Source organism: Trinickia sp. NRRL B-1857 (assembly GCF_050470685.1).
Taxonomy (GTDB): Bacteria; Pseudomonadota; Gammaproteobacteria; order Burkholderiales; family Burkholderiaceae; genus Trinickia.
Genome location: NZ_JBFLUK010000001.1, coordinates 4,075,727 through 4,101,491 on the forward strand (window position 1 = coordinate 4,075,727; position 25,765 = coordinate 4,101,491).

19 protein-coding genes and 2 tRNA genes are annotated in these 25,765 nt (G+C 60.1%); 18 read left to right on the plus strand and 3 right to left on the minus strand.

Annotated features, from left to right (window positions below; translation table 11 throughout):
• Positions 1-66: 66 nt before the first annotated feature.
• The 11 genes from AB1286_RS18275 to AB1286_RS18325 all read left to right on the plus strand — a co-directional run bounded on the left by AB1286_RS18275 (position 67) and on the right by AB1286_RS18325 (position 9,902).
• Positions 67-143, plus strand: a tRNA-Val gene (locus tag AB1286_RS18275).
• Positions 144-438: 295 nt separating this feature from the next.
• Positions 439-2,346: a threonine--tRNA ligase gene (thrS, locus tag AB1286_RS18280; protein ID WP_430364583.1), complete on the plus strand. Its 1,908-nt coding sequence runs from the start codon at positions 439-441 to the stop codon at positions 2,344-2,346.
• Between the two features lie 50 nt (positions 2,347-2,396).
• On the plus strand, positions 2,397-2,918 hold the full coding sequence (infC, locus tag AB1286_RS18285; protein WP_102648581.1) for a translation initiation factor IF-3: 522 nt from the start codon (positions 2,397-2,399) through the stop codon (positions 2,916-2,918).
• A 236-nt stretch (positions 2,919-3,154) separates the two neighbouring features.
• The gene (gene rpmI, locus AB1286_RS18290; protein ID WP_102648611.1) at positions 3,155-3,352 is read left to right on the plus strand and encodes a 50S ribosomal protein L35; all 198 of its coding nucleotides are present in this window, start codon (positions 3,155-3,157) and stop codon (positions 3,350-3,352) included.
• 29 nt (positions 3,353-3,381) lie between these two features.
• On the plus strand, positions 3,382-3,741 hold the full coding sequence (rplT, locus tag AB1286_RS18295; RefSeq protein ID WP_004192938.1) for a 50S ribosomal protein L20: 360 nt from the start codon (positions 3,382-3,384) through the stop codon (positions 3,739-3,741).
• Positions 3,742-3,883: 142 nt separating this feature from the next.
• On the plus strand, positions 3,884-4,897 hold the full coding sequence (pheS, locus tag AB1286_RS18300; protein WP_430364584.1) for a phenylalanine--tRNA ligase subunit alpha: 1,014 nt from the start codon (positions 3,884-3,886) through the stop codon (positions 4,895-4,897).
• A 91-nt stretch (positions 4,898-4,988) separates the two neighbouring features.
• On the plus strand, positions 4,989-7,421 hold the full coding sequence (pheT, locus tag AB1286_RS18305) for a phenylalanine--tRNA ligase subunit beta (protein WP_430364585.1): 2,433 nt from the start codon (positions 4,989-4,991) through the stop codon (positions 7,419-7,421).
• Positions 7,422-7,486: 65 nt separating this feature from the next.
• On the plus strand, positions 7,487-7,885 hold the full coding sequence (locus AB1286_RS18310; protein WP_430364586.1) for an integration host factor subunit alpha: 399 nt from the start codon (positions 7,487-7,489) through the stop codon (positions 7,883-7,885).
• A 72-nt stretch (positions 7,886-7,957) separates the two neighbouring features.
• The gene (locus AB1286_RS18315) at positions 7,958-8,389 is read left to right on the plus strand and encodes a MerR family transcriptional regulator (protein WP_430364587.1); all 432 of its coding nucleotides are present in this window, start codon (positions 7,958-7,960) and stop codon (positions 8,387-8,389) included.
• Between the two features lie 53 nt (positions 8,390-8,442).
• A tRNA-Pro gene (locus tag AB1286_RS18320) sits at positions 8,443-8,519 on the plus strand.
• Positions 8,520-9,443: 924 nt separating this feature from the next.
• The gene (locus tag AB1286_RS18325; protein ID WP_430364588.1) at positions 9,444-9,902 is read left to right on the plus strand and encodes a DUF2846 domain-containing protein; all 459 of its coding nucleotides are present in this window, start codon (positions 9,444-9,446) and stop codon (positions 9,900-9,902) included.
• Positions 9,903-10,043: 141 nt separating this feature from the next.
• Here the strand turns inward: AB1286_RS18325 and AB1286_RS18330 are convergent, their stop codons facing one another.
• On the minus strand, positions 10,044-10,424 hold the full coding sequence (locus tag AB1286_RS18330) for a hypothetical protein (RefSeq protein ID WP_430364589.1): 381 nt from the start codon (positions 10,422-10,424) through the stop codon (positions 10,044-10,046).
• A 228-nt stretch (positions 10,425-10,652) separates the two neighbouring features.
• Complete coding sequence (locus AB1286_RS18335; RefSeq protein WP_430364590.1) at positions 10,653-11,543, minus strand: LysR substrate-binding domain-containing protein; 891 nt, start codon at positions 11,541-11,543, stop codon at positions 10,653-10,655.
• A 628-nt stretch (positions 11,544-12,171) separates the two neighbouring features.
• Between AB1286_RS18335 and AB1286_RS18340 the strand changes: the two genes are divergently transcribed.
• Positions 12,172-13,458: an SGNH/GDSL hydrolase family protein gene (locus tag AB1286_RS18340; protein ID WP_430364591.1), complete on the plus strand. Its 1,287-nt coding sequence runs from the start codon at positions 12,172-12,174 to the stop codon at positions 13,456-13,458.
• Between the two features lie 117 nt (positions 13,459-13,575).
• Here AB1286_RS18340 and AB1286_RS18345 read toward each other — a convergent pair whose 3' ends face one another.
• Complete coding sequence (locus AB1286_RS18345) at positions 13,576-15,666, minus strand: hypothetical protein (protein WP_430364592.1); 2,091 nt, start codon at positions 15,664-15,666, stop codon at positions 13,576-13,578.
• A 382-nt stretch (positions 15,667-16,048) separates the two neighbouring features.
• Between AB1286_RS18345 and kdpA (AB1286_RS18350) the strand changes: the two genes are divergently transcribed.
• The 6 genes from kdpA (AB1286_RS18350) (at position 16,049) to AB1286_RS18375 (ending at position 25,765) form a co-directional block, all read left to right on the plus strand.
• Entirely contained in the window at positions 16,049-17,887 is a 1,839-nt protein-coding gene (gene kdpA / locus AB1286_RS18350; RefSeq protein ID WP_430364593.1) for a potassium-transporting ATPase subunit KdpA, read from the plus strand.
• A gap of 267 nt (positions 17,888-18,154) precedes the next feature.
• Positions 18,155-18,247, plus strand: coding sequence for a potassium-transporting ATPase subunit F (locus AB1286_RS18355; protein ID WP_102648608.1), 93 nt, complete (start codon positions 18,155-18,157; stop codon positions 18,245-18,247).
• Positions 18,244-20,052, plus strand: a complete 1,809-nt coding sequence (kdpA, locus tag AB1286_RS18360; protein ID WP_430364594.1) for a potassium-transporting ATPase subunit KdpA — start codon at positions 18,244-18,246, stop codon at positions 20,050-20,052. Before AB1286_RS18355 ends, kdpA (AB1286_RS18360) begins: the two co-directional genes overlap by 4 nt.
• 13 nt (positions 20,053-20,065) lie before the next feature.
• On the plus strand, positions 20,066-22,195 hold the full coding sequence (gene kdpB, locus AB1286_RS18365; RefSeq protein ID WP_430364595.1) for a potassium-transporting ATPase subunit KdpB: 2,130 nt from the start codon (positions 20,066-20,068) through the stop codon (positions 22,193-22,195).
• 92 nt (positions 22,196-22,287) lie between these two features.
• Positions 22,288-22,869, plus strand: a complete 582-nt coding sequence (gene kdpC, locus AB1286_RS18370; protein WP_430364596.1) for a potassium-transporting ATPase subunit KdpC — start codon at positions 22,288-22,290, stop codon at positions 22,867-22,869.
• 82 nt (positions 22,870-22,951) lie between these two features.
• Positions 22,952-25,765 (plus strand): DUF4118 domain-containing protein, encoded by a 2,814-nt coding sequence (locus AB1286_RS18375; RefSeq protein ID WP_430364597.1) that lies wholly within the window; start codon positions 22,952-22,954, stop codon positions 25,763-25,765.

Below are 25,765 nucleotides of genomic sequence, written 5' to 3' on the forward strand. Positions count from 1 at the left end.
TTTGCATGTGAAAGCATAAAAGTACTTGCCAACTTTCAATAGGGTCCATATAATCGCTTCTTCTTCAGGCTCGTAGCTCAGCTGGTTAGAGCACCACCTTGACATGGTGGGGGTCGTTGGTTCGAGTCCAATCGAGCCTACCAACGAAAATCGAATGTCCGGTCCGCCGGGTGTTCAAAAGCAGTCAAAGGCGCGAAAGCGCACAAGGCGAATACGGTTATGACACCGCGAACGTTGACCGAAACTTTTTCGGAGCGACGCTAGTCGAGGACCTCTTTCGCCCTGTTAGTCTGCTAGTTAGTGAAAGTGAATGCGGCCCCTCGAAAGCGGGGCCGCATTTTTTTTATCCGTCTTTTGCTTGGCAAGTTCTTGCAGTTTTGATTGTTGCCGCCAATCGATTGTTTTCGATGCCCCGCGTGGCATCTCGGAGAGAACGCAATGGTTTCGATACGCCTGCCCGACGGTTCGTCTCGACAATACGATCACCCGGTGACGGTAGTCGAGGTTGCTGCCTCGATCGGTCCGGGTCTCGCTAAGGCCGCGCTGGGCGGCAAACTCGATGGCGAGCTCGTCGATACCTCCACGTTGATCGACCGCGACGCCTCGCTCGCGATCGTGACGGAGAAGGACCCGGACGGCCTCGATATCATTCGTCACTCGGCGGCGCACTTGCTCGCGTATGCCGTGAAAGATCTCTATCCCGAAGCGCAAGTGACGATCGGGCCTGTGATCGACAACGGCTTTTACTACGACTTCGCTTATCAACGGCCGTTTACGCCCGAGGATCTGGAGAAGATCGAAAAGCGCATGCAAGAACTCGCGAAGAAGGACGAGCCCGTGTCGCGTCGCGTCGTCTCGCGCGACGAGGCGGTGGACTACTTCAAGAGCATCGGCGAGAAGTACAAGGCCGAGATCATCGAATCGATCCCGGCCAGCGACGAAATCAAGCTCTATTCGCACGGCGGTTTCACCGATTTGTGCCGCGGCCCGCACGTGCCGTCCACGGGCAAGCTCAAGGTCTTCAAGCTGATGAAGGTCGCCGGCGCCTATTGGCGCGGCGATTCGAAGAACGAGCAATTGCAGCGTATCTACGGCACGGCTTGGGCGAAGAAGGAAGAGCAAGACGCGTATCTGCACATGCTCGAGGAAGCCGAGAAGCGCGATCACCGCAAGCTCGGCCGTCAACTCGATTTGTTCCATTTGCAAGACGAATCGCCGGGCATGGTGTTTTGGCATCCGAAGGGCTGGTCGCTTTGGCAGCAGGTCGAGCAGTACATGCGCCGCCGCGTGAACGCCGACGGATATCTCGAGATCAAGACGCCGATGATCATGGACCGCTCGCTCTGGGAAGCGTCGGGCCACTGGCAGAACTATCGCGAGAACATGTTCACGACGGAGTCGGAGAAGCGCGACTACGCGATCAAGCCGATGAACTGTCCCGGTCACGTGCAGGTGTTCAAGCACGGTCTGCGCTCGTATCGCGATTTGCCGCTGCGTTACGCCGAGTTCGGCTCATGCCATCGCAACGAGGCATCGGGCGCGCTGCACGGCTTGATGCGCGTGCGCGGCTTCGTTCAGGACGATGCGCACATCTTCTGTACGGAAGAGCAGTTCATCGAGGAGTCGATCAAGTTCAACACGCTTGCGATGAGCGTGTACCGCGATTTCGGCTTCGAAAAGATCGACATCAAGCTTTCGTTGCGTCCGGAGCAGCGCGCGGGGACGGATGAGACTTGGGACCGTGCCGAGGAAGGTCTGCGCCAAGCGTTGCGGGCTTGCGGTCTGACCTGGGAGGAGCTTGACGGCGAGGGCGCGTTCTACGGCCCGAAGATCGAGTACCACATCAAGGACGCGCTCGGCCGGTCCTGGCAGTGCGGCACGCTCCAGCTCGATATGGTGCTGCCGGAGCGGCTCGGCGCCGAGTACGTGTCCGAGGACAACAGCCGCCGCCGGCCCGTGATGTTGCACCGGGCGATCGTCGGTTCGATGGAGCGTTTCCTCGGGATTTTGATCGAGCACCATGCCGGCGCAATGCCGCCGTGGCTGGCGCCGACGCAGGCTGTCGTCATGAATATCGCCGAAAGCCAGGCCGAGTATGCGCAGAGTTTGGCCCAAACGTTGCAAAAACAAGGGCTTAGAATCGAGCTCGATTTGCGCAACGAGAAAATTAGCTATAAAATACGCGAGCATACGCTCGAAAAAGTGCCGTACCTGCTCGTGGTAGGCGACAAAGAGCGTGAAGCACAAACGGTAGCCGTGCGTGCCCGTGGCGGTGTCGATCTGGGCGTGATGCCGATCGACGCCTTCGTTGAGCGCCTGCGTGAAGACGTCCAGGCGTTCAAGTAAGCCACTGCGGCAGCGCGGCTCGTTTTTTTAATTTTTAGAGGACACGGAACATCGCTACTGATAAGGGGCACCGCATCAACGGTGAGATTACCGCACCCGAGGTGCGTCTAGTCGGAGTCGACAACGAACCGCTCGGCATCGTGAAACTGGCTGATGCTTTCCGCATGTCGGAACAGCAGGACGTCGATTTGGTGGAAATCGCCCCTCAGGCGGTCCCGCCGGTCTGCCGTTTGATGGATTACGGCAAGTTCAAGTACCAGGAAGCGAAGAAGCAGCACGAAGCGAAGCTCAAGCAGAAGGTCATCCAGGTCAAGGAAGTGAAGTTCCGCCCGGGTACCGACGACGGCGATTACAACGTCAAGCTACGCAATCTCGTGCGCTTTCTGGATGAGGGCGACAAGACGAAGATCACGTTGCGTTTTCGCGGTCGTGAAATGGCGCACCAGGAAATCGGCATGCGGATGCTCGAGCGCTTGCGCACCGACCTAGAGGAAGTGGGTCAGGTCGAGCAAATGCCGAAGATGGAAGGGCGCCAGATGATCATGGTGCTCGCGCCGAAGAAAAAGAAGTAACGTGCGGCTCGCCGCCGATCGCCCGTAAGTGGCGAATGGCGGCGCGTGCGACGAAGCAGTTAAAGAAGTGCCAAGCAGGTTTCGGCGCGGCGCCCGGCGGTATCGGGCGGCGTGCCTGAAAACGCGGCGGCCGGCAACGGTCAAGCCGCAGACAAGTGGACTGGGTTTCAAAGGGCGGAGCCAGGGCTTTTTGCCGGCCGCACACCCATCGCCATCAAATAACGGAGTTGTTCGTCATGCCTAAGATGAAGACCAAGAAGAGCGCTGCAAAGCGCTTCGTGGTGCGTCCGGGCGGTACCGTCAAGCGCGGTCAAGCCTTCAAGCGCCACATTCTCACGAAGAAAACCACGAAGAATAAGCGTCACCTGCGCGGTTCGGCAGCGGTGCACGAGTCCAATTTGGATTCCGTGCGCGCCATGATGCCCTTCGCCTAACCCTCAACCTTTACTCATAGGAGCGAAACATGCCTCGAGTCAAACGTGGGGTTACGGCACGTGCCCGCCACAAGAAGATCATCAACCTGGCCAAGGGTTACCGCGGCCGTCGCAATAACGTCTACCGCATCGCGAAGCAAGCGGTCATGCGCGCAGGCCAATACGCCTACCGCGACCGCCGCAACAAGAAGCGCGTATTCCGTGCACTGTGGATCACGCGTATCAACGCGGCCGTCCGTCAGCACGATATGACGTACAGCGTGTTCATCAACGGCCTGAAGAAGGCGTCGATCGAACTCGACCGCAAGGTGCTGGCCGATATGGCCGTGTTCGACAAGGCTGCTTTTGCCGCGATCGTGAAGCAGGTGAAAGCCGCCGTTGCAGCCTAATTGATAGATTAGTCACTGCGTGGTTCGTCTGGAGCGTCGGTGCAAGCCGGTGCTTCAGACAAGAAAACGGGGCTCCTCACCGAGCCCCTTTTTTTTGCTGGCCGCACTTACGTAAAACACCGACGTTGAAATGATGGGATCAATGGATCTGGACCGGATTGTCGCCGACGCGCAAGAAGCTTTCTCGCAAGCGCTCGATAGCGCCACGCTCGAGAACGAGAAGGCTCGCTTTCTCGGCAAGGCGGGCATGTTGACCGAGCTCCTGAAGGGGCTGGGCAAGCTCGACCCCGAGGCGCGCAAGACCGAGGGCGCGCGCATCAACGTCGCGAAGCAGCAAGTCGAAGCGGCGCTGACCGCACGGCGCGACGCGCTCGCGCAGGCGTTGCTCGAACAACGCTTAACGGCCGAGGCGATCGACGTGACGCTGCCCGGCCGCGGTGCCGGCGCCGGCAGTCTGCATCCTGTGATGCAGACGTGGGAGCGCGTCGAACAAATTTTCGGGTCGATCGGTTTCGACGTGGCCGACGGCCCCGAAATCGAAACCGACTGGTACAACTTCACGGCCCTCAACAGCCCGGAAAACCATCCGGCGCGGTCGATGCAAGATACGTTTTACGTCGACGGAAAAGATGCGGGCGGTCGTCCGCTGCTGCTGCGTACGCATACGAGCCCGATGCAGGTTCGCTACGCGCGCAGCAATACGCCGCCGATCAAGGTCATCGTGCCGGGGCGCACGTATCGCGTCGACAGCGACGCGACGCACTCGCCGATGTTCAATCAAGTCGAAGGTTTGTGGATCGACGAGAACATCAGCTTCGCCGATTTGAAGGGCGTGTACACCGATTTCCTGAAGAAGTTCTTCGAGCGCGACGACATCCTCGTGCGCTTCCGGCCGTCGTATTTCCCGTTCACGGAACCTTCGGCTGAAATCGACATGAAGTTCGAAGAAGGCAAGAACGCCGGCAAGTGGCTCGAGATCTCGGGCTCGGGCCAAGTGCACCCGAACGTCATTCGCAACATGGGCCTCGATCCCGAGCGCTACATCGGATTCGCGTTCGGCAGCGGCCTCGAGCGTTTGACGATGCTGCGCTATGGCGTGCAGGATCTGCGGCTGTTCTTCGAGAACGATCTGCGCTTCTTGCGGCAGTTCGCGTAACGCGCCAAGCGCGTAGCGATAACCGCAAGCGGTGCCGGGGCAGAGCGTACGCCGGCCCGGCATGGACCCACTCCTTCGAACGTAGACACACATGCAATTCCCTGAATCCTGGCTCCGAACGTTTGCCGATCCGCAACTGACGACGGAGGAACTGTCGCATGCGTTGACGATGGCCGGCCTCGAAGTCGAATCGTTGCGCCCAGCCGCACCGCCTACGACGAAGATCGTGGTCGGCCGCGTGCTCGAGGTGGTGAAGCACCCCGACGCCGACAAGCTTAACGTCTGTCAGGTCGATGCCGGAACGGGCTCGGTGCTCAATATCGTGTGCGGCGCGCCGAACGTCGCCCCTGGGATCAAGGTTCCCGTCGCGCTCGTCGGTGCTCAACTGCCGCCGGCCGAGGAGGGCGGGGCGCCGTTCATGATCAAGCTGTCGAAGCTGCGCGGCGTGCAAAGCGAAGGCATGCTCTGTTCGGCACGCGAGTTGAAGCTCTCGGAAGATCACAGCGGTCTCATGATCTTGCCCGAGGACACTCCGATCGGGCAGGACATTCGCGAAACGTTGAACCTCGACGACACCGTTTTCGAAATCAAGCTGACGCCGAACAAGGCCGATTGCTTGTCGGTATTCGGCGTTGCGCGCGAGACGGCTGCGATCACGGGTACGCCGCTCAAGCCGCTGGCGATCGAGCCGGTGCAAGTGAAGCTGACCGAACGTCTGCCCGTCAAAATCGCGGCGCCGGATTTGTGCGGCCGTTTTTCGGGCCGTGTGATTCGCGGCGTGAACGCGCGCGCGAAGACGCCGCAATGGATGGTGGAGCGGCTCGAGCGTTCAGGACAACGAAGCATTTCGGCGCTCGTCGACATCTCGAACTACGTGATGCTCGAGTTGGGTCGTCCGTCGCACGTGTTCGATCTCGATAAGATCCACGGCGGTATCGAGGTGCGTTGGGCGCGTCACGGCGAGAGCCTGAAGCTGCTGAACGGCAACACGGTCGAACTCGACGAATCGGTCGGCGTGATCGCAGACGATCGGCAAGTCGAGAGTCTGGCCGGCATCATGGGCGGCGATAGCACGGCGGTAACGCTCGATACGACGAACGTCTACCTCGAAGCCGCGTTCTGGTGGCCCGATAGCATTCGCGGCCGGGCGCGCAAGTACAACTTCTCGACCGATGCGGCGCATCGTTTCGAACGCGGTGTCGATTACGAAACGACGGTTGCGCATATCGAGCGCATCACCGGTTTGATTCTCGACATCTGCGGCGGCGAGGCAGGTCCCGTCGACGACCAAGTCGTCAATTTGCCGCAGCGTGCACCGGTGGCGATGCGTGTAGCGCGTGCGCAGCGCGTGATCGGCATCGCGATCGAAGCCGAGGAAATGGCGCGGATCTTCACGCGTCTCGGCCTCGAGTATGAATTCGACGGCGAGATTTTCGCCGTCACGCCGCCTTCGTATCGCTTCGACATCGAGATCGAGGAAGATCTGATCGAGGAAGTCGCGCGCATCTACGGCTTCGAGAAGATTCCGGCGCGTCCTCCCGTTGCGGCCAATGCGATGCGCGCGACGAACGAGACATGCCGATCGATTCACTCGCTGCGTCATGCGCTCGCCGCGCGCGACTATGCGGAGACGATCAATTTCAGCTTCGTCGACGAAAGCTGGGAGCGCGATTTCGCGGGCAACGATGCGCCGGTGCGCGTGCTCAATCCGATCGCCAGTCAGTTGTCGGTGATGCGTACGACGCTGTTCGGTAGCCTGATCGACGTATTGCGTCACAACTTGAATCGCCGCGCGGACCGTGTGCGCGTGTTCGAGGCGGGGCGCGTGTTCTTGCGCGATCCATCGGTCGGGGCTAGCGAGCTGACTGTCGAGGGTTATGCGCAGCCCAAGCACATCGGCGCGCTCGCTTATGGTCCGGCAGTGGACGAGCAGTGGGGCACGTCGACGCGGATGGTCGATTTCTTCGACGTCAAAGGCGACGTCGAAGCGCTGTTCGCACCGCGCGTTGCACGCTTCGTCAAAGCGGCGCACCCGGCGTTGCATCCGGGGCGCAGCGCCCGTATCGAACTCGACGGACAGGCCGTGGGGTGGATCGGTGAACTGCACCCGCGCTGGATGCAGCAATACGATCTGCCGCACGCGCCGATCCTATTCGAAGTGGATGCGCAGGCGCTCATGGGCCGTGCGTTGCCGTCGCTGACGGAAGTGTCGAAATATCCGCCCGTTCGGCGCGATATCGCCGTGGTCGTCGATCAAAGCGTGGAGGTTCAGGCGCTACTCGACGAGATGCAAAAGGCGCTTGGCGAACCGGCATGCAAGTTCGTTCAAAGGGTTGCACTATTCGATGAATTTCGTGCAAAATCAAGCACTTCCGGTGGGATGGCGGCGCACGAGAAAAGCCTTGCCTTCCGCGTGACCCTGCAAGATACTGGCGGCACGCTTCAGGATGAGACGGTCGATTTGGCCGTCAAGGCCTTGGTGGATTGCTTGGCTCGAGTCTACGGTGCGCGGTTGCGCGGATAAGCGTATGAACGCTCGAAAGAGCGTTTATACGATGGGTCGCCATCGGTTAGTCGCCGTTTTTAGACATGAATGAAATGAACTCGAGTGATTTCGAAGCCCTACTTGCGGCGCAGCGTGGCGCCATGATTCGCGAGATACCGACACCGTTTGTCGGCGTATCCACCTCCCCGGAAACGCCGACCCTGACCAAAGCCGAGTTGGCCGAGTTGCTGTTCGACAATGTGGGATTGAACAAGCGCGAGGCCAAGGACATGGTCGAGGCGTTTTTCGAGGTGATCCGCGATGCGCTTGAGGGGGGGGATAGCGTCAAGCTGTCCGGCTTCGGCAATTTTCAGTTGCGTGACAAGCCGCAACGGCCTGGGCGCAATCCCAAGACGGGCGAGGCGATTCCGATCGCCGCGCGCCGTGTCGTAACGTTCCATGCAAGTCAAAAGCTGAAGGCGCTGGTGGAAAACGGCGCTTGAGCGGCTCTGCCGCGCTGATCGCGAGGTTTCGACGCGTTGCAGCGCGCCTTTCACCACGACGGTTAACCGACGATGACTACGACGGTCGAGAAAGTCGTCTTGCCTCCGATCCCGGCGAAGCGCTATTTCACGATCGGTGAAGTGAGCGAGCTGTGCGGCGTGAAGCCGCACGTATTGCGGTACTGGGAGCAGGAGTTCACGCAACTGCGTCCCGTGAAGCGTCGTGGCAACCGTCGTTACTATCAGCACCACGAGGTGCTGTTGATACGCCGTATTCGTGACCTGCTCTACGAGCAAGGTTTCACGATCAACGGTGCGCGCAACAAGCTCGATGCGCGCGGCGCGGTGATCGAGGAAGAAGCGGATACGAAGCTTGAGCCGCAAGGGCAGCATGAAGCGGCGCCCGTATCGACGTTGCCTTCGGCTTTGCAAGCCGGCGGCGATGTCGATGTCGGACAGCTGAGAAAGGATCTGATCGGCATCATCGAACTGCTGCGCAGATAGTTGATTGAAGGTGGTTCTATTTAGTGAAAGTGTCTGTTATACTTTCACGCTTTCGGGGCGTAGCGCAGCCTGGTAGCGTACCTGCATGGGGTGCAGGTGGTCGGAGGTTCAAATCCTCTCGCCCCGACCAGATTTAAAAAACCCGCGTCAGCTTAGGCTGTCGCGGGTTTTTTATTTGGATCGGTCTAAAGCGTTCGAAGGCGTCGCACGTCGTCGGCGACCGCCGCGCTTGTTGGGGGGACATCGACTAGCGCATGCGCTACGTGAGCCAATCTCAACAAATTGACAACATCTGATCTGCGTAAGCATGGCGGCGGAGCATCCCGATATGGTCTCTACTTAAAGGGATCGATCGATAAAGGTGTACCGGTCTGGCTAATAAAAAGGAACGAGCGCCCGATCGGTCATTTCGTCAATTTTGCATGATTTTTCAAATCAGCGTGGCTGATGAATGCTATCGCATACCATTGCGTCAACATTTTTATATAAAAAGCTGCGCGACGCCGTTATTCGAATGATGGTCCGCCAAGAATAGAAGATCGTTTTTAGACAAAAATCTACAAATCCGCACTTGATTGTCATCGATTGCTGGCCATACGATTGCGGTTTCGACGGAATAGTCCGAGCAGGTTGTATCGTGTGGACGGCGATGTTCACTGGCTCCTAGCGCAATGCAGTATGCAGCTGGTCCTGGTGAATAGGCCCACGACTGGGCTGCACAGGCCGTCGTGGACGCTTCCTCGAATGGTGCGGCGGGAGCTTCAATCCCGATGCGTTCGATCTGACCTCGCAAAGCAACCGCTCTTCGAAGTCAAAGGCAGAATGTCAATGCCATCTTGAGACGATGCTTATGGTAGTCATTCAGCATATTCATTATAAAAAAGTAAAGCGCAACCCTCGTAGATTTCCTCGACCAATCTATCTGCCTCGACTGGATACATCTAAAGACTATACTCCGCGAGCCGTTATATAGAAGCGGCGGATGCAAGCGAAAATCGAGGGCTCGCCCGCCGCTCGCGATTTCTTTGAAGAGTCAATCTAAGGAGACCATTTAATGAAGAAGCTTTTTCGAGCACTGTTGATTTCAGCCGGCGTGGCTTTAGTTGCGACAGGTTGTGCGTCCGGTCCGCAGTACAAGGACGTGGCGTCTGCCATCCCGACGCTCGCCGCCGATCACGGTCGCATCTATTTCTACCGCTCCGATAGTCTTGGCGGCGGGATGATCCAGCCTGAGATCAAGCTCAACGATAAGGTCGTAGGACGTTCGGTTCCGGGCGGCTTCTTCTTTCTTGACGAAGAGCCGGGCGACTATACGGTGTCGACATCGACCGAAGTAACGCGCGAGGTCAAGTTCGCGCTGCACGCCGGGGATACGAAATATGTGCAGACGTCCGTGAGTATGGGACTGCTGGTCGGTCACGTCACGCCGACGCTCGAGGACGCAGAAACGGCTGAGCCGGAAGTCGAGACGCTGAAGTATACGGGCACGCCGATGAGCACCGCGGCGAAATAAGCGCTTGTTGCGGCCGATCGGTTTCGTTCGAGATTCGCGGATCGATCGGCAGCAAGGTGTTTGTATGCGCCTGCGGCGTAGGACCTGTCCGTACTTTTATGGGTGAGGCGGTTAAACAACGTGTTCGCCGCCGCGTGTCAATCACTCCCTCGTCGGACCGATTGTTTGTTGTCCCTGCTGGAACGCGGAGATCACCGTTTGCGCCATGCCTAGGTGAGACGACTGCGTCGCGTAATAGGCCGCTATGACGGTGCCTGATACCGCGATGATGACTGTCGTCGTGGCGAGCCACATATGTCCTTTGAGATTCGATGCGCTTTTCGCCGCGGCGGCCACTTGCTGGGCAAGCAACTCGATTCGCTTGTCGCGCTCATCGCACCGCTCGTTGAAGCGCCGCTCGCGTTCCTCGGCCCGTATCGTAAATGCGTCGAGTCGCGCTCCCATCGCCGAGACACGCGCGTCCATGCGGGCCTCTACGGCCTCGATACGTGCCTCGAATTCTTCTCTCAATACCGCACTCATCTTTTCCGCCTGCTCGAAATCCAACATTGGAGAAGCCCCGCCGCAGCGTTGGATATGTGTAATACGATGCGCGGCGGTTGACCAACTGCAAGCGATAAGTAACGGGTTGTACGTTGCGGTTCCCGTCTACCACGGATGGCCGGCCCAGAGTACCTTGGCTGACGTGGCGTCGATTCATGGATGAGTACGATCCCAACAAGCCAACGCGCCACTTTCGTCCCGAAGTACTCAGCGATTCGCGAATCTCGCCGTCAGATATTCGATGAATACGCGCTCTCGCAATGGCTGATATCGGCGTGGCGGGTAGAGCAAGAAGAGTTCATGTGGTGACGCGCGCCACGCCGGTAAGACGCGCTGCAAGCGCCCATTCTCGAGCAAATCTGCGACGAGCCAATCGGGAGCGAGGCCGACGCCCGCGCCGGCCAGCAGGGCCTCCCGAATCGCCAGCGAGTTATTGATGCGATAGCGTGCCTGTGTCAGCACGGTCGTCTGCCGTCCATCGCGGTGAGCAAGGGTGAGCGAATCGCCCTGAGCGAGCCATGCAAAACGTAGGTAGGCGTGTTTGGCGAGATCCTCCGGCCGGCGAATGGCCGGATGCGAACGGATATAGGCGGGCGTTGCGACGACCGTGCGCTCGTACGCCGCGATCGGACGCGCGACGACGTCGAGCGGCAAGTCGCCGCCGATGCGCAGGGCGATATCGACCCCTTCGACAGCCAAATCGATGAAGCGATCGTTCAGCGTGACGTCTACTTCGATCTGCGGATAGTGCTCCATGAATTCGAGCACGAGCTTGTTCAAGTGCAATACGCCGAAACTGACGGGCGCGGCAATGCGCAGTCGTCCCTCGGGACGTTCGATCAAACCGCGCACGTCGGACTTCGCCTCGTCATACGCTTCGACCATTTGACGTGCGCGCAGATAGAGCCGCTGGCCTTGTTCCGTACACGAAAGCGAGGTGGTGGTGCGCGCGAGCAGGCGGGCGCCCATCTCGGCCTCCAGTCCCGCAATGATCTTGCTGACGGTGGGTTGGGTGGTATTGAGTTCGCGCGCTACGGCAGACAAGCTGCCGAGATCAACCGCACGAATAAATGCCCGCATCGCTCTGATCGAATCCATGTGCGCTATTTATTGATAAGGGGGTAGCGTTTCTGCCTAATACATGTTTGGCCCGGCACCGAGACTCATGGACGCGGGGGCTTTTTCATACACGGAGGGGCCGAGCCCGGTAGTGCTGGATGTATCGATCTCTATAGAGGGATGGACGCGTTTGTCGCGGACCTGCGCGACGCGACGAAAGACGTGAGAGACTGCTACATACCTCTCTCAGTCCAATACCCGTAATGAATCCTCGACGACTCGTTCAGGCCTCCATAGGCGCGATCTTACTTACCTTTATCGCGGGCGTTGCTGTATTCAACGGGATCAACCTCGTTGAAGCTTATGGGAGCGGAGAGCCATACTATTCAAGAACAACGAACATGGACAAATGGTCGGATCCTTTGCCGGCGCTCTACACAACCGATACCATAACGGTCGCGCTTACGATCGGCTATTTCCTCTGGACGAGGCGCAAGGGCTAGCGCGCCCGCACGAATAAATGCACGCATCGCTCTGATCGAATCCATGCACATTCTGGAATGGAATGGGTGATATGCGAGTTTGCCTTCTTCTAAGCCGAAAAGGAATGGCCTAACTTGGCGTCTCCTGGCGCGCAAACCGCGCGCTTACTGTCTGGAGCGACAAGATGAAAACTCAACGGTCTTTCGGGGCGGCTACTTCCCACCTTTTGCGTAACACCGCAAATGTCGTTGTAACCGGCGCCGTGATCGCCGGCGGCATGGCCGCTCACTCTGCTCATGCCGCATGGATCGATACCTGGGCCGCGAGCATCCAACCGGTTTGGACCGCCGATGCCTTGCCACTCCCCAAGGGCATTCCCGATACGTTGACTAAGAGTACGATCCGACAGATCGTCCGTCTGAGCGTCGGCGGCCAGCGAATTCGCATCGCCATATCGAATGAATACGGCGCGATGCCCGTCACCGTCGGCGGTGCACATATCGCAAAGCTGACGGATACATCGCAGAAAATCGATACCTCAACCGATCGAAGCGTGACCTTTCATGGCCAATCGAGTACAACGATTCCCCCGGGAAAGCGTGTCGTGTCCGATCCGATCGATATGCCCGTCGCGTCGCTCGCGCGTCTTGCAGTAAGTCTGTACTTGCCGCGACGCACACCGTTGACCACGTTTCACTGGGATGGCCGGCAGCAAGCGGAGGTAATCGCCGGCGATCGTTTAGGGGACGCACAACTCGCCAATCCCTCCTTGCTCGATGCGAGGCTATTGCTCAGTGAGGTACTCGTCGATGCGCAACAAGGCACCAGCACGATCGTTGCCCTCGGCGATTCGATAACGGACGGGCGTGGCACGACGATCGATGCAGGCCGTCGTTGGACGGACGATCTGGCGCACCGTGTCGCCGACGACCATATCGCTGTGATCAATGCCGGAATCTCCGGTGCGCGCTTGCTGCGCGATGGCATGGGTGTGAAGGCAATGGCTCGGCTTGAGCGCGATGTGCTCGACCGCCCGAACGTAAAAACCGTGATCGTCCTGCTTGGAACGAACGATATCGGCTGGCCCGGATCGAGCTTCGCATCGAATGAAGAACCGATGACCGCACAAGCGCTGATCGAGGGTTATCGCCAATTGATCGAGCGTGCTCATACGCGCGGTATACGTGTCGTGGGCGGTACGATCGCGCCGTTCGAAGGCGCCTTGGAAGGCAGCGATGTCAAGGGGTACTACACGGCAGGAAAAGACAAGGTCCGCCAAGAAATCAATGCGTGGATTCGTACGAGCGGAGCGTTCGATGCAGTAGCCGATTTCGATTCGGTGCTACGCGATCCGGCGCATCCGACGCGTATGTTGCCCGCGTTCGACGTCGGCGACCATCTGCATCCGAACGATGCGGGAAATGCTGCCATGGCCCAGGCGTTGACGCCTGCGATCTTGTTCGGTAAGTGACGCGGCGGTGCCGAAACTCGCGACCATGAAACCGGCCGTGAAGGCGACCGGTGTGCAGACATCGGCACCGGTAGTGCCGATGTCCCTTGTCGATATCACCTCATATCGTTAGCGGCTTCACATCTCCAGCGGCTCTGCGCTGGCCCCGCGAAGCGGGTAGGCAGTCACGACCATGCCGTTTTGGCCCAAGACGATTCGCACGTTCCTGATTGCGAACGGGATATTGCCGTGCATGAAAACGAAGTATTGAAACGTGCGCGCGACGTTGCCGTTTCGCGAGCGCAATTGCGTGAAGCGCGCGTTTGGATCCGTCAACGCAGCCATAACGATCTGTATCAACAGCTCCCGGCTCTCCACGGGTAGACCTTTGAGCTTTTCCCAATCTTGCCGGTGCCCTGCATTCTCATTGCCGCCGCCACCGGAAGCCCAGATATGCTCGACGCCGTACGGAAAGCGTGCGGCCCCGCCGCGAAGCGCTGGATCGTTGATGAATACAAAGCCGAGGTTGTCACCGGCAGGTGCGACGTCCCTACCCATGGCCGCGGTAAAGGTTGCGAATTGTTCTTCGGATATCCCGCGCGGCATCCCCCTCCCGGTGTTTCTAAACTCCCTGACATAGCGATTGAATTGCTCCGTCCCGCGCCGGCTATAGCGGTCGCGGCTCGCCACCTGCGGGGTGAGCGCGACCGTCACCGCGGCCGCCTCGCCGGTTCCGTGCAGGAGCGCTTTCGCCGCACCGACGCATTTCTGCGCCCTGTCTCCTGGGGCGGTCTGCGCCTTATGGTTTTCGACGCAGCTCGCCTTCACCACCTGCTGCCGGTTCCTGTTCCTCTTTTTCTTCTTCTTGACCGGTTCGTTTGGCTCCTCTCGCGCATCCGATACGTGCACGATGGCCTGCGCGGCGTTCAGCGCATTTTCGGCGCGCACCAGATCGGCGTTCAGCCATCGGCTCAGTTCGTCGTCGTCCGTGCGTAAGGTGGCCGGCCCTGCTTGCTGCGCGTCGTACATGCGTTCGATCTGCGCGAGCAAGTCGTCGATTTGCAATGGCGTCAGCTCTCCGAGCGCCGCGGCGGCGCGCCTGTCGGCGTCGGTGCAAGCATCCTCGCCGGTGCCCTGAGCGTGGTTCGAATTGCAGAACTGGATATTCATTGCGGCTTCGAACGCGTCCGATGCGCCCAATTCTTCAGGCGCTTGCGCGATCGCCTCGAAAACCGTCGAGTCGGGCAAGCGCGGGATATCGTCTCGATTCGCCACTTCGACCAGAGCCAGCGGCGCGGCGATATCTTGGTTCGGATGCGGATCCAACGTGCATAGATCCGATCGGCCGAAATAGACTTCCAAGAGCGCGGGAAACAGCAAATTGCTCATCTCGTACGCGACGCTGGTCATGCAGCGCTTGTCACGTCGGCGTCCGCCAGCGTCGTGGCTCAGATCGATCGTTCGCTGTTCCACGAATGGCAAGCGCTTCTCAAAGGCCGCGGGAAGCACGAAGGTCCCGTTGCCATCGGGCATCATCCCTGCCCGAATAGGCTGCTCGCGCCAGGCTAGCCAGTCGGCATCGCTGACGGCGAGCGTTACGTTATCGGCCAGCGGTCGACCGCTAACCACGTGCATGCCTTGCACCGTCGCTTCGTTGAGCCTCAGCGTCACGTTGGGTGCGCTCGCAGTTTGCGTTGCGTTGTCTAGTCGAGGCACGACGTAGAGCGTGACGAGTACATGGGTTGCCTTGGGAGACATCCGGCGACCGATGTTGAACACCCGCGACCACCTGGGATCGTCGTTGCTTTGCCGGACGGATTCTTTCTGGGTTCCCCAAAACGGCGTGGGCGACTGCGTAATCGAAGGGCCGCCGTAGCCGACGAGCACGGCATGGTTGAACAAGTCGAACGTGAGATAGGCCGATCCGTTCGGTAAAGCGAGTACGAACGTGGTATCGCCCTTGGCGGGAATCAGCGCGCGAACGGAGCGCATTCGGTCGGTCCCGACCGCCGGGGTATCGGTATCCGGCGACTTTGGAGGCGAGCCTTCGAATTGGGGGAAAGCGACCGCGTCGACTTGCTGGGCAACTCGAACGCCCGTCGAAAGCAATTCTTCTCTGACGCGGTAGTGGCCGGATTCGGCCAGCGCGTCGATCGAACAAGCTAGCGACGCGCAAATCAGCAACGAACGCGCAAGCGCGCCGATGCGGGCAGGGGAGCAGCTAAACATCTTTCCCTCGTTGAGATGAAAAAGTGAGCGGTGAATTGCGCGAAGAGCCTTCGCTTCATACGCCAAGGCGCGCAGGCTAGTCGCTGGACACAAAGAGATCGTCGTCGGACGAAAATCTAGGACTGGTCTTATGCGAAATAGACGCTTCTTTCATCGGGTAGGGGCAGAGTCGACCATATTCATTGGCTTCGTGACCTTATCGATCTCGCGGCAATGCGCTGTATCCGGCATCCGTAGCCCAGGCATCGAGGCGGCTACGGGAGATAGGATCACTTGACACAATCTTTACGTCACATAGCCAAAACTTTTCACTATCTTGACGTTACATGACATGCAATAACGGTCAGCGGATGTGATTCGACGTCCCGCTTAAGGGGAATCCATGGTGGCTTACGCAGGTACTCAAATCGGCTTGTTTGTCTTCGTGCTGCTCTTGCTTGCGTGGCCGCTTGGCGAATATATGGCGAGAGTGGCACAAGGCAATGCGCCGCTGCTCGGACGGGTCGGACGTCCGCTCGAGCGCTTAATTTATCGGGCCGCGAGGCTCGATCCGTCAGTCGAAATGGATTGGAAGCGTTATGCAATCGGGTTAATCGCATTCAACGGGCTAGGCGCGTTGTTCTTATACGCGCTTCAGCGCGCGCAGTACTGGCTGCCGCTCAACCCGCAAAGGCTGCCGGGCGTTTCACCCGATTTGGCGTTCAACACTGCGGTCAGTTTCGTCACCAATACTAGTTGGCAGGGATATGCCGGAGAGACGACACTCAGCTATGTCAGCCAGATGCTCGGTATCAGTGTCCAGTCTTTCCTTTCGGCCGCTTGTGGAATGGCCGTACTCTTCGCATTGACGCGGGCATTCGCCCGTCGAGACGCACGGACCATCGGAAATGTGTGGGTCGATCTGACGCGCGTCACGCTGTACGTGCTCCTGCCGCTCTCAATCCTTTTCGCGCTTGCGTTCATTTGGCAAGGCACGCTCCAAAATTTCAAGCCGTACCGGACGATACAGACGGTGCAAGGGACATCCTATAGCGCCCCTCGAATAGATGCCGCCGGCGTAACGATAAAGGATGTCGCAGGCCGCCCCGTGGTAGATGATGTTGCCGTGACATCGCAACTGCTGCCGATGGGCCCGGTCGCCTCACAAGAGTCGATCAAACTGCTCAGCGGCGACGGTGGAGGCTTTTTCAACGCCAATTCAGCACACCCGTATGAAAACCCGACGCCGCTTACGAACTTTCTACAGATGATCGCCATCTTGCTTATCCCGGCCGCGTTATGTCATACGTTCGGCGCGATGCTCGGCGATCGGCGACAAGGTCTCGCGCTGCTTGCGGCGATGACGATTTTATTCGTGTTCTCGGCGGCGATAACCATTCATGCGGAGCAAGCCGAGACAGCGCAGGTCGCAACCGCGCTGACGGAACCCTCGTCCACGACCGCGGCCAGCGCCACAACCACGGCGCGAGAGCGGATGCGGCTGGGCAACTGGGAGGGGAAGGAGGCCCGGTTCGGCATTGTGTCCTCGGCGCTTTACGCAGCCGTGACGACGAGCGGCGGGGATGGGGCCGTTGATGCGATGCACGATTCGTTTACGCCGATCGGCGGCATGATGCCGATGGCATTGATGCAAACAAGCGAGGTCGTGTTCGGGGGGGCGGGATCCGGGTTGTTCGGCATGATCATCGATGCAATGCTCGCTGTCTTTGTCGCAGGTTTGATGATCGGCCGCGCGCCCGAGTACCTCGGCAAGAAAATCGATGCGTTCGACATCAAGATGGTGGCGATCGCGATCTTGGCCACGCCTGTTCTCGTTCTAACCGGAACCGCGATATCGGTTTTACTGCCAGCGGGTACTGCCGGCATTGCAAACCCGGGTCCGCACGGCTTAAGCGAAATCCTATATGCATTTACATCGGCCGCGAATAATAACGGCAGTGCATTCGCCGGGTTGTCCGCCAATACGCCGTTTTATAACGTGATGCTGGCGATCGCCATGTGGTTCGGCCGCTTCGCAGTGATGATCGCTGTACTGGCGATCGCTGGGTCGTTGGCTTCGAAGCAGCGGCGAGCCGAGGGCCCTGGCACGCTGCCGACTCACCAACCCCTATTCGTCGCCGTTTTGATCGGCACGATCGTACTCGTGGCATCGCTCACGTTCATCCCGGCGATGGTGCTCGGTCCCGTGGCGGAGCAACTGAGCGTATTGTCAGTCCATTGAGCGGTTTGGCGGCTCCGCCCGCGCGCAAACTGTGCCCGAACAGACAAATCGGCCGCGCGTTTACGCCTTTTTTACAGGTCCTCCTTCACTCTTATCGTGGCGTTTACGCGATCTCCTCTACGCTTCACGCTGTCCTGATCCGCTACGGGAGAACACAAAAATGGACTTTATCTACCTCGTCGGCATAGCCATTTTCTTAGGGCTATGCGTGGCGCTTACCGCCGGCTGCGATAAGCTTCGCGGCCGCGGACCGGGAGGCCGGCCGTGATTGCTTGGATGATGTGGCTCGCAGGGGCATCGACGCTGCTATTGCTGGCGTATCTCGTCTACGCGCTGCTGCGCGCGGAGGATTTGGAATGAACGCCAATAACTTTCTTCAGACCGCTCTATTTATTGTCGTATTGATCGCGCTGGCGTTTCCGGTCGGCCGTTACATGAGCGCCGTGCTTGACGGCTCTTCCGTGGTCGTCCGGAAAATCGGCCGCCCGCTCGAAAAGCTGCTCTACAAAATTGCCGGCGTGGATGAACACGCCGAGATGTCGTGGAAGCATTATGCGCTAGCCGTGCTGCTGTTCAACGCACTCGGCGCGTTGGCCGTTTACGGCTTCTTGCGTCTGCAACAATGGCTACCCGCCAATCCGCAGGCATTCGGGCCGATGACACCCGACGCGGCGTTCAACACGGCAGTCAGCTTCGTGACGAACACGAACTGGCAGGATTACACGCCCGAGGCAACCGTCAGCTATCTGTCGCAGATGGCGGGCCTCACGGTGCAAAACTTCCTGTCGGCGGCAACCGGTATTGCCGTGGTCATCGCGTTGATCCGCGGTTTCGCGCGGCACTCGATGCAAACGATCGGCAACTTCTGGGTCGACCTCACGCGCACCACGCTGTATATCCTTGCACCGCTGGCGACGATCATTGCGTTGGTCTTCATCAGCCAAGGCGCGATCCAGAACTTCAAGTCGTATCAAGACGTTCCCACGGTGCAAGTCACCACGTACCAAGCGCCGAAAACCGACGCGCAAGGCAACCCCGTGAAGGATGCGAAGGGCAACCCGGTCATGGTGGACGTGAAGGCCGACAAGCAGACGATCGCCATGGGCCCCGTGGCCTCGCAAGAAGCGATCAAGATGCTCGGCACGAACGGCGGCGGCTTCTTCAACGCGAACTCCTCGCACCCGTACGAGAATCCGACGCCGCTGTCGAACTTCCTACAGATCCTCTCGATCCTCATCATCCCGGCGGGCCTGTGTGTCGTATTCGGCCGGATGATCGGCGATCGCCGCCAAGGCTATGCCGTGCTCGCGGCAATGACGATCGCGTTCGCCGTTGCCTGCTGGGGCGAGATTTCAGCCGAACAAAGCGGCAATCCGCTGTTCGCTTCGCTCCACGTCGATCAAAGCACGACGGGGATGCAGCCGGGCGGCAACGCTGAGGGCAAGGAAGTGCGTTTCGGTATCGCTCAGACGGGCATCTTCACGGTGGCGACGACGGCTGCGTCGTGCGGCGCCGTGGATGCGATGCACGATTCGCTGACGCCGATGGGCGGTTTCACGCCGTTGCTGCTGATGCAATTGGGCGAAGTGATTTTCGGCGGGGTCGGCTCAGGCCTGTACGGCATGCTCGTTTTCGCGCTTCTGGCCGTGTTCGTGGCGGGCCTCATGATCGGCCGCACGCCCGAGTACGTCGGCAAGAAGATCGAAGCGTACGAAATGAAGATGGTGTCGATCGCGATCTTGCTCACGCCGCTGCTCGTGCTCGTCGGCACGTCGATCGCGGTGCTTTCGCCGCTCGGCACAGCAGGCATTTCGAACCCCGGCGCGCATGGTTTCTCTGAAATCCTCTACGCGTTCAGCTCGGCCGCCAATAACAACGGTAGCGCATTCGCGGGTCTGACCGTCAGCACCCCGTTCTACAACGTGCTGACCGCGATCGCGATGTGGTTCGGCCGCTTCGGCACGATCGTGGCGGTGCTCGCCATCGCCGGCTCGCTCGCGAACAAGAAGCGCATCGCCGCCACGTCCGGCACGCTGCCGACGCACGGGCCGCTGTTCGTCGTGCTGCTGCTCGGCACGCTCGTGCTCGTAGGCGCGCTCACGTATGTGCCCGCATTGGCGCTCGGCCCTGTTGCCGAACATCTCACGATGATCTCGGGTCATTGATTTCGAGGAAAGCATGACTACTGTGACTCAACCGCCTGTCCATCGTCCCGACAATCTCGGGCAGGCACGTACCGCTGTGCATTCGATGTTCGACCCGGCGCTCTTGAAACCGGCGATCGTCGATGCATTCAAGAAGCTCGGGCCGCGCACGCAGCTGCGCAACCCGGTGATGTTCTGCGTGTATGTCGGCAGCATTTTGACGACGATCCTCTGGATTGCCGCGCTCGCCGGCCAAGCCGAGGCACCGGCCGGCTTCATCCTCGCCATTGCGTTGTGGCTCTGGTTTACGGTGCTGTTCGCCAATTTCGCCGAAGCGCTGGCGGAAGGGCGCTCGAAAGCGCAGGCCGCATCGCTGCGCAGCGCCAAGCACAATGTGATGGCCAAGAAGCTGAACGAGCCGCATCCGAAAGCGCCCGTTCTGCTCGTCACATCTACCGATCTGCGCAAAGGCGATGTCGTGCTGATCGAGGCGGGCGATACGATTCCCGCCGACGGCGAGGTGATCGAAGGCGTTGCCTCCGTCGACGAGTCGGCGATCACGGGTGAATCCGCGCCCGTGATTCGCGAATCGGGCGGCGACTTCTCGTCGGTGACGGGCGGCACGCGCGTGCTCTCGGATTGGATCGTGGTGCGCGTGAGCGTCAATCCCGGCGAGGCCTTTCTCGACCGCATGATCGCGATGGTGGAAGGTGCCAAGCGCCAAAAGACGCCGAATGAAATCGCCCTGACGATCTTGCTCGTCGCGCTCACGCTCGTGCTGCTCTTCGCCACCGCAACGCTGCTGCCGTTCTCGATCTTCTCGGTCGCCGCCGCCCACGCGGGCCACGTGGTGACGATCACGGCGCTGGTCGCGCTGCTCGTATGTCTGATTCCGACGACGATCGGCGGCCTGCTCTCGGCGATCGGCGTGGCCGGCATGAGCCGGATGATGCAGGCGAACGTCATCGCGACATCGGGACGCGCGGTGGAAGCGGCGGGCGACGTCGACGTGCTGCTGCTCGACAAGACCGGCACGATCACGCTCGGCAACCGGCAAGCCTCGTCGTTCGTTCCGGCGCCGGGCGTATCGGAGGAGGCGCTCGCCGATGCGGCTCAGTTGTCCTCGCTGGCCGACGAAACGCCCGAGGGACGCAGCATCGTCGTACTCGCGAAGCAACGCTTCAACATCCGCGAGCGCGACATGCACGCCCTGCAAGCCGAATTCCTGGGCTTTACCGCGCAAACGCGCATGAGCGGCGTCGATCTGCCTAACCGCGAAATTCGCAAAGGCGCGTCCGATGCCGTGAAGCGCTACGTCGAAGAGAACGGCGGCCGCTATCCGCAAGAAGTGATCAAGGCCGTGGACGACGTCGCGCGTCGTGGCAGTACGCCCTTGGTCGTGGCGGAAAAGACGAACGGCGCGGCCCGTATCCTCGGCGTGATCGAGTTAAAGGATATCGTCAAGGGCGGGATCAAGGAGCGCTTCGCCGAGTTGCGCAAGATGGGCATCAAGACGGTGATGATCACGGGCGACAACCGCTTGACGGCCGCCGCGATCGCCGCCGAAGCCGGCGTGGACGACTTCCTCGCGGAAGCGACGCCCGAGGCGAAGCTCAAGATGATCCGTTCGCATCAAGCGGAAGGTCGCCTCGTGGCGATGACGGGCGACGGCACGAACGACGCCCCGGCGCTCGCGCAAGCGGATGTGGCCGTGGCCATGAACACCGGCACGCAGGCGGCGAAAGAGGCGGGCAACATGGTCGACCTCGATTCGAATCCGACCAAGCTGATCGAGATCGTGGAAATCGGCAAGCAGATGCTGATGACGCGCGGCTCGCTCACGACGTTTTCGATCGCCAACGACGTGGCCAAGTACTTCGCCATCATTCCGGCCGCGTTCGCGACGACGTACCCGCAACTGCGTGTGCTCGACATCATGCACTTGACTTCGCCGGCCTCGGCCATCTTGTCGGCCGTCATCTTCAATGCGTTGATCATCGTCTTTTTGATCCCGCTCGCATTGAAGGGCGTGAAGTACCGTGCGCTCGGCGCCGCGTCGCTATTGCGTCGCAATTTGCTGATCTACGGGCTCGGCGGCATCTTGCTTCCGTTCCCGTTCATGAAATTGATCGACATGCTGATCACGGCGATGGGTTGGGCGTAAGGTCCGGCCATCCATAGCGAGTACGGGCTCCGCTCGACGCGCTTAGCGCGAGCGGACCCACCCAGAACATCATTTGTTGGTATCGATTAATCATGAAAAATATGCTGAGACCCGTGCTGGTGTTGTTTGCCGCATTGACGGTGGTCACGGGCATCGTCTATCCGGTCGTCGTCACGGCGATCGGGCAGGCTGTCTTTCCGCACCAAGCGAACGGCAGCTTGATCGAAAAGGACGGCAAGGCGGTCGGCTCCGAGCTGATCGGGCAGCAATTCGACGCGCCCGGTTATTTTTGGGGTCGTCTGTCGGCGACGTCGCCGAATCCATACAACGCCCAAAGCTCGGGCGGCTCGAATCTCGGGCCGACGAATCCTGCGCTCGCCGATGAAGTGAAAGGGCGCTTGAGTGCGCTGCACGACGCGGACCCGACCAATACGCTTCCCGTTCCTGTGGATCTCGTCACCTCCTCGGGTAGCGGCCTCGATCCCGACATTTCGCCGGCGGCTGCCGCGTATCAAACGGCACGCGTCGCCAAGGCGCGCGGATTGACGGCGGGGCAAGTCGATGCCCTTATCGTTGAGAACACGTCGGGACGGCAACTGGGCGTGCTCGGCGAGCCGCGCGTGAATGTGCTCAAGCTCAATCTCGCGCTCGATCGGCTGAAACCGCTACACTGACGAGAAGGTGGCTAGTGTCGGCGAACTTAGTGTCGCCGATGCCGATGCCAGTTGTGCGGTCATGATCAATTGAAGACGCTCTATGGAAAGACCCGATCCCGATGCGCTGCTCGATAAGATCCAGCGCGATGAGGAAAAGCGTCAACGCGGCCGGTTAAAGGTGTTCTTCGGCGCATCGGCAGGCGTCGGCAAGACCTTTGCGATGTTGCAGGCAGCGCGTCGCCGGCTCGAGGAGGGCGTCGATGTCGTCGTCGGTCTCGTGGAAACGCACGGCCGCAAAGAGACGCTTGCACTGCTCGATGGATTGGAGATCCTGCCGGCCGCCCGTATCGAATATCGCGGGCGCGAGCTCGCGGAATTCGATCTCGATGCCGCGCTCGTGCGCAAGCCCGGCTTGATTCTCGTCGACGAACTCGCGCACTCGAACGTGCAAGGCTCGCGTCATCTGAAGCGCTGGCAGGACGTGCACGAGTTGCTCGACGCGGGGATCGACGTCTACACGACTGTCAACGTTCAGCATCTGGAGAGCTTGAACGACATCGTCGGCCAGATTACGGGGATCCGGGTGTGGGAGACCGTGCCCGATCGGGTCTTCGATCTGGCGGACGAGGTCACGCTCGTCGATTTGCCGGCCGAGGAATTGCTCGATCGCTTGCGCGAGGGCAAGGTCTATCTGCCGCGTCAAGCGGAACATGCGGTTCGCAATTTCTTTCGCAAGGGCAATCTCATCGCGCTACGCGAGCTCGCGTTGCGGCGCACCGCCGATCGCGTCGATGCGCAAATGCGCGAGTACCGAGCGGATCAATCGATCGAGCGCATTTGGCAAGCGCGCGAACGCATTATCGTTTGCGTCGGGGCCGGGCCGGAGAGCGCGACGCTCGTGCGCGCGGCCGCGCGTCTGGCCTCGAGCCTGAAAGCCGATTGGCTTGCCGTCTATGTCGAAACGCCGAAGCTGCAACGGCTACCCGATGCAATTCGCAAGCGCACCCTCGACGCCTTGAAGCTCGCCTCGGAATTGGGCGCGGAAACGGTCACGTTGCAAGGGCAGGATGCGACCCAAACGCTGATCGCTTACGCCCGTATGCGCAACGTGTCCAAGCTCGTCATGGGCGCGACCGCCAGGTTGGGCGGGCTCGGATGGCTGCGGCGCTCGACGGGCGAGCGGCTGATCCGAGCGGCGCGCGATATCGACGTCACGCTCGTGAATTCCGGTACGGTACGCGAGACGGCGGAGCGTGGAGAGGTGGTGTCGCGCTTCGCGGGAATCGGCGCGGAAGGGGGGCGCTCCAAGCTCGTTTCGTACTCCTACGCATTTGGAATTTGCGCCGCGATTACGTTGGTCGAGAGTCTTTTCGTCGATCGTATTTCGCTCGCGAATCTCGTCATGCTCTACTTGCTCGGCACGATTTTCACGGCCGCGAAGTTAGGGCGTGGGCCCGGGGTGATGTTCTCGTTTCTGGGTGTGGGTGCGTTCGATTTCTTCTTCGTGCCGCCGCGGATGTCGTTTACCGTGGCCGATACGCAGTATCTGCTGACCTTCGGCGTCATGCTGATGACGTCGCTGACGATCAGTAACTTGACGGCGAACATGCGCCGTCAAGCCCGCATTGCGACGATGCGCGAGCGCCGTACCGGTGCGATGTTCGCGATGGCGCGCGAGCTCGGCGCCGCATTGACGACGGGGCAGATCATCGAAATCGGCACGCGCCATGTGGCCGAGGTGTTTCAAGCGCGTGTCGCGATCTTGCTGCCCGACAGCGGGGAGAAGGTTAAGCAAAAGCTCGAGAATCCGGATGAGGTGCTGACGCTCGACGCATCGACGGTCGATTTGGATATCGCGCAGTGGGTCTACGATCAGCAAAAGAACGCAGGGCACGGTACCGATACGTTGCCCGCCGCCCCCGCGTTGTATTTGCCGCTGAAGGCGCCGATGCGTACGCGCGGCGTCATCGCCATCTTATCGCCGCGCATGGAAGAACTCGAGATCCCGGAGCAGCGCCGGATGATCGACACGTTCGCGTCGCAGATTGCGCTGGCGCTCGAGCGCGTGCACTACGTGGAGATCGCGCAGGATGCGCTCGTCAATATGGAATCGGAGCGATTGCGCAATTCGTTGCTGTCGGCGATTTCACACGATCTGCGTACGCCGCTGACGTCGATCGTCGGTTTCGCGTCGATGCTCGCGGAGGCGCCGGGCGGGCAATCCATGAGCCCGAGCCAGCAGGAACTGGCCGAAGCGATTCACGATGAGGCGTTGCGCATGACGGGGCTTGTGACGAATCTGCTCGATATGGCGCGGCTGCAAGAAGGGAGCATGCGGTTGAATCGGCAATGGTCGTCGATCGAAGAGGTGGTGGGCGCCGCATTGTCGGCTTGCCGCCGCATGCTGGCCGGCCGGACGATCGAGGCGCGTGTGCCGCCCGATTTGCCGCTAGTGCAGCTCGATGCCGTGCTTGTGGAGCGGCTTTTCGCGAACCTGCTCGAGAACGCATCGAAATATACGCCCGCCGCCTCGCCGATCACGATCGCCGCATCGACGCTCGAGATCGATTCGCAACGCTACGTCAAAGTCCAGGTGCTCGATCGCGGACCCGGGCTGCCGCCGGGCATGGAGTCGCGCTTGTTCGAAAAGTTTACGCGTGGCGAGAAGGAGTCGGCCAAGCCCGGCATCGGGTTGGGCTTGGCGATTTGTCGCGCGATCGTCGAGGCCCACGGCGGGCAAATCGGCGCGGACAATCGTCGCGATGCCGATGGCGTAACGATCGGCGCGACGTTTTGGTTCACGCTGCCGGCGAACGAAACGCCGACGATCGAGGCCGAACCGATCGACGACGAAGCTAACCACCTCGATTCGGCGGCATTGCCATCGATGCCGGTGACCGGCCGGAAAAACTAA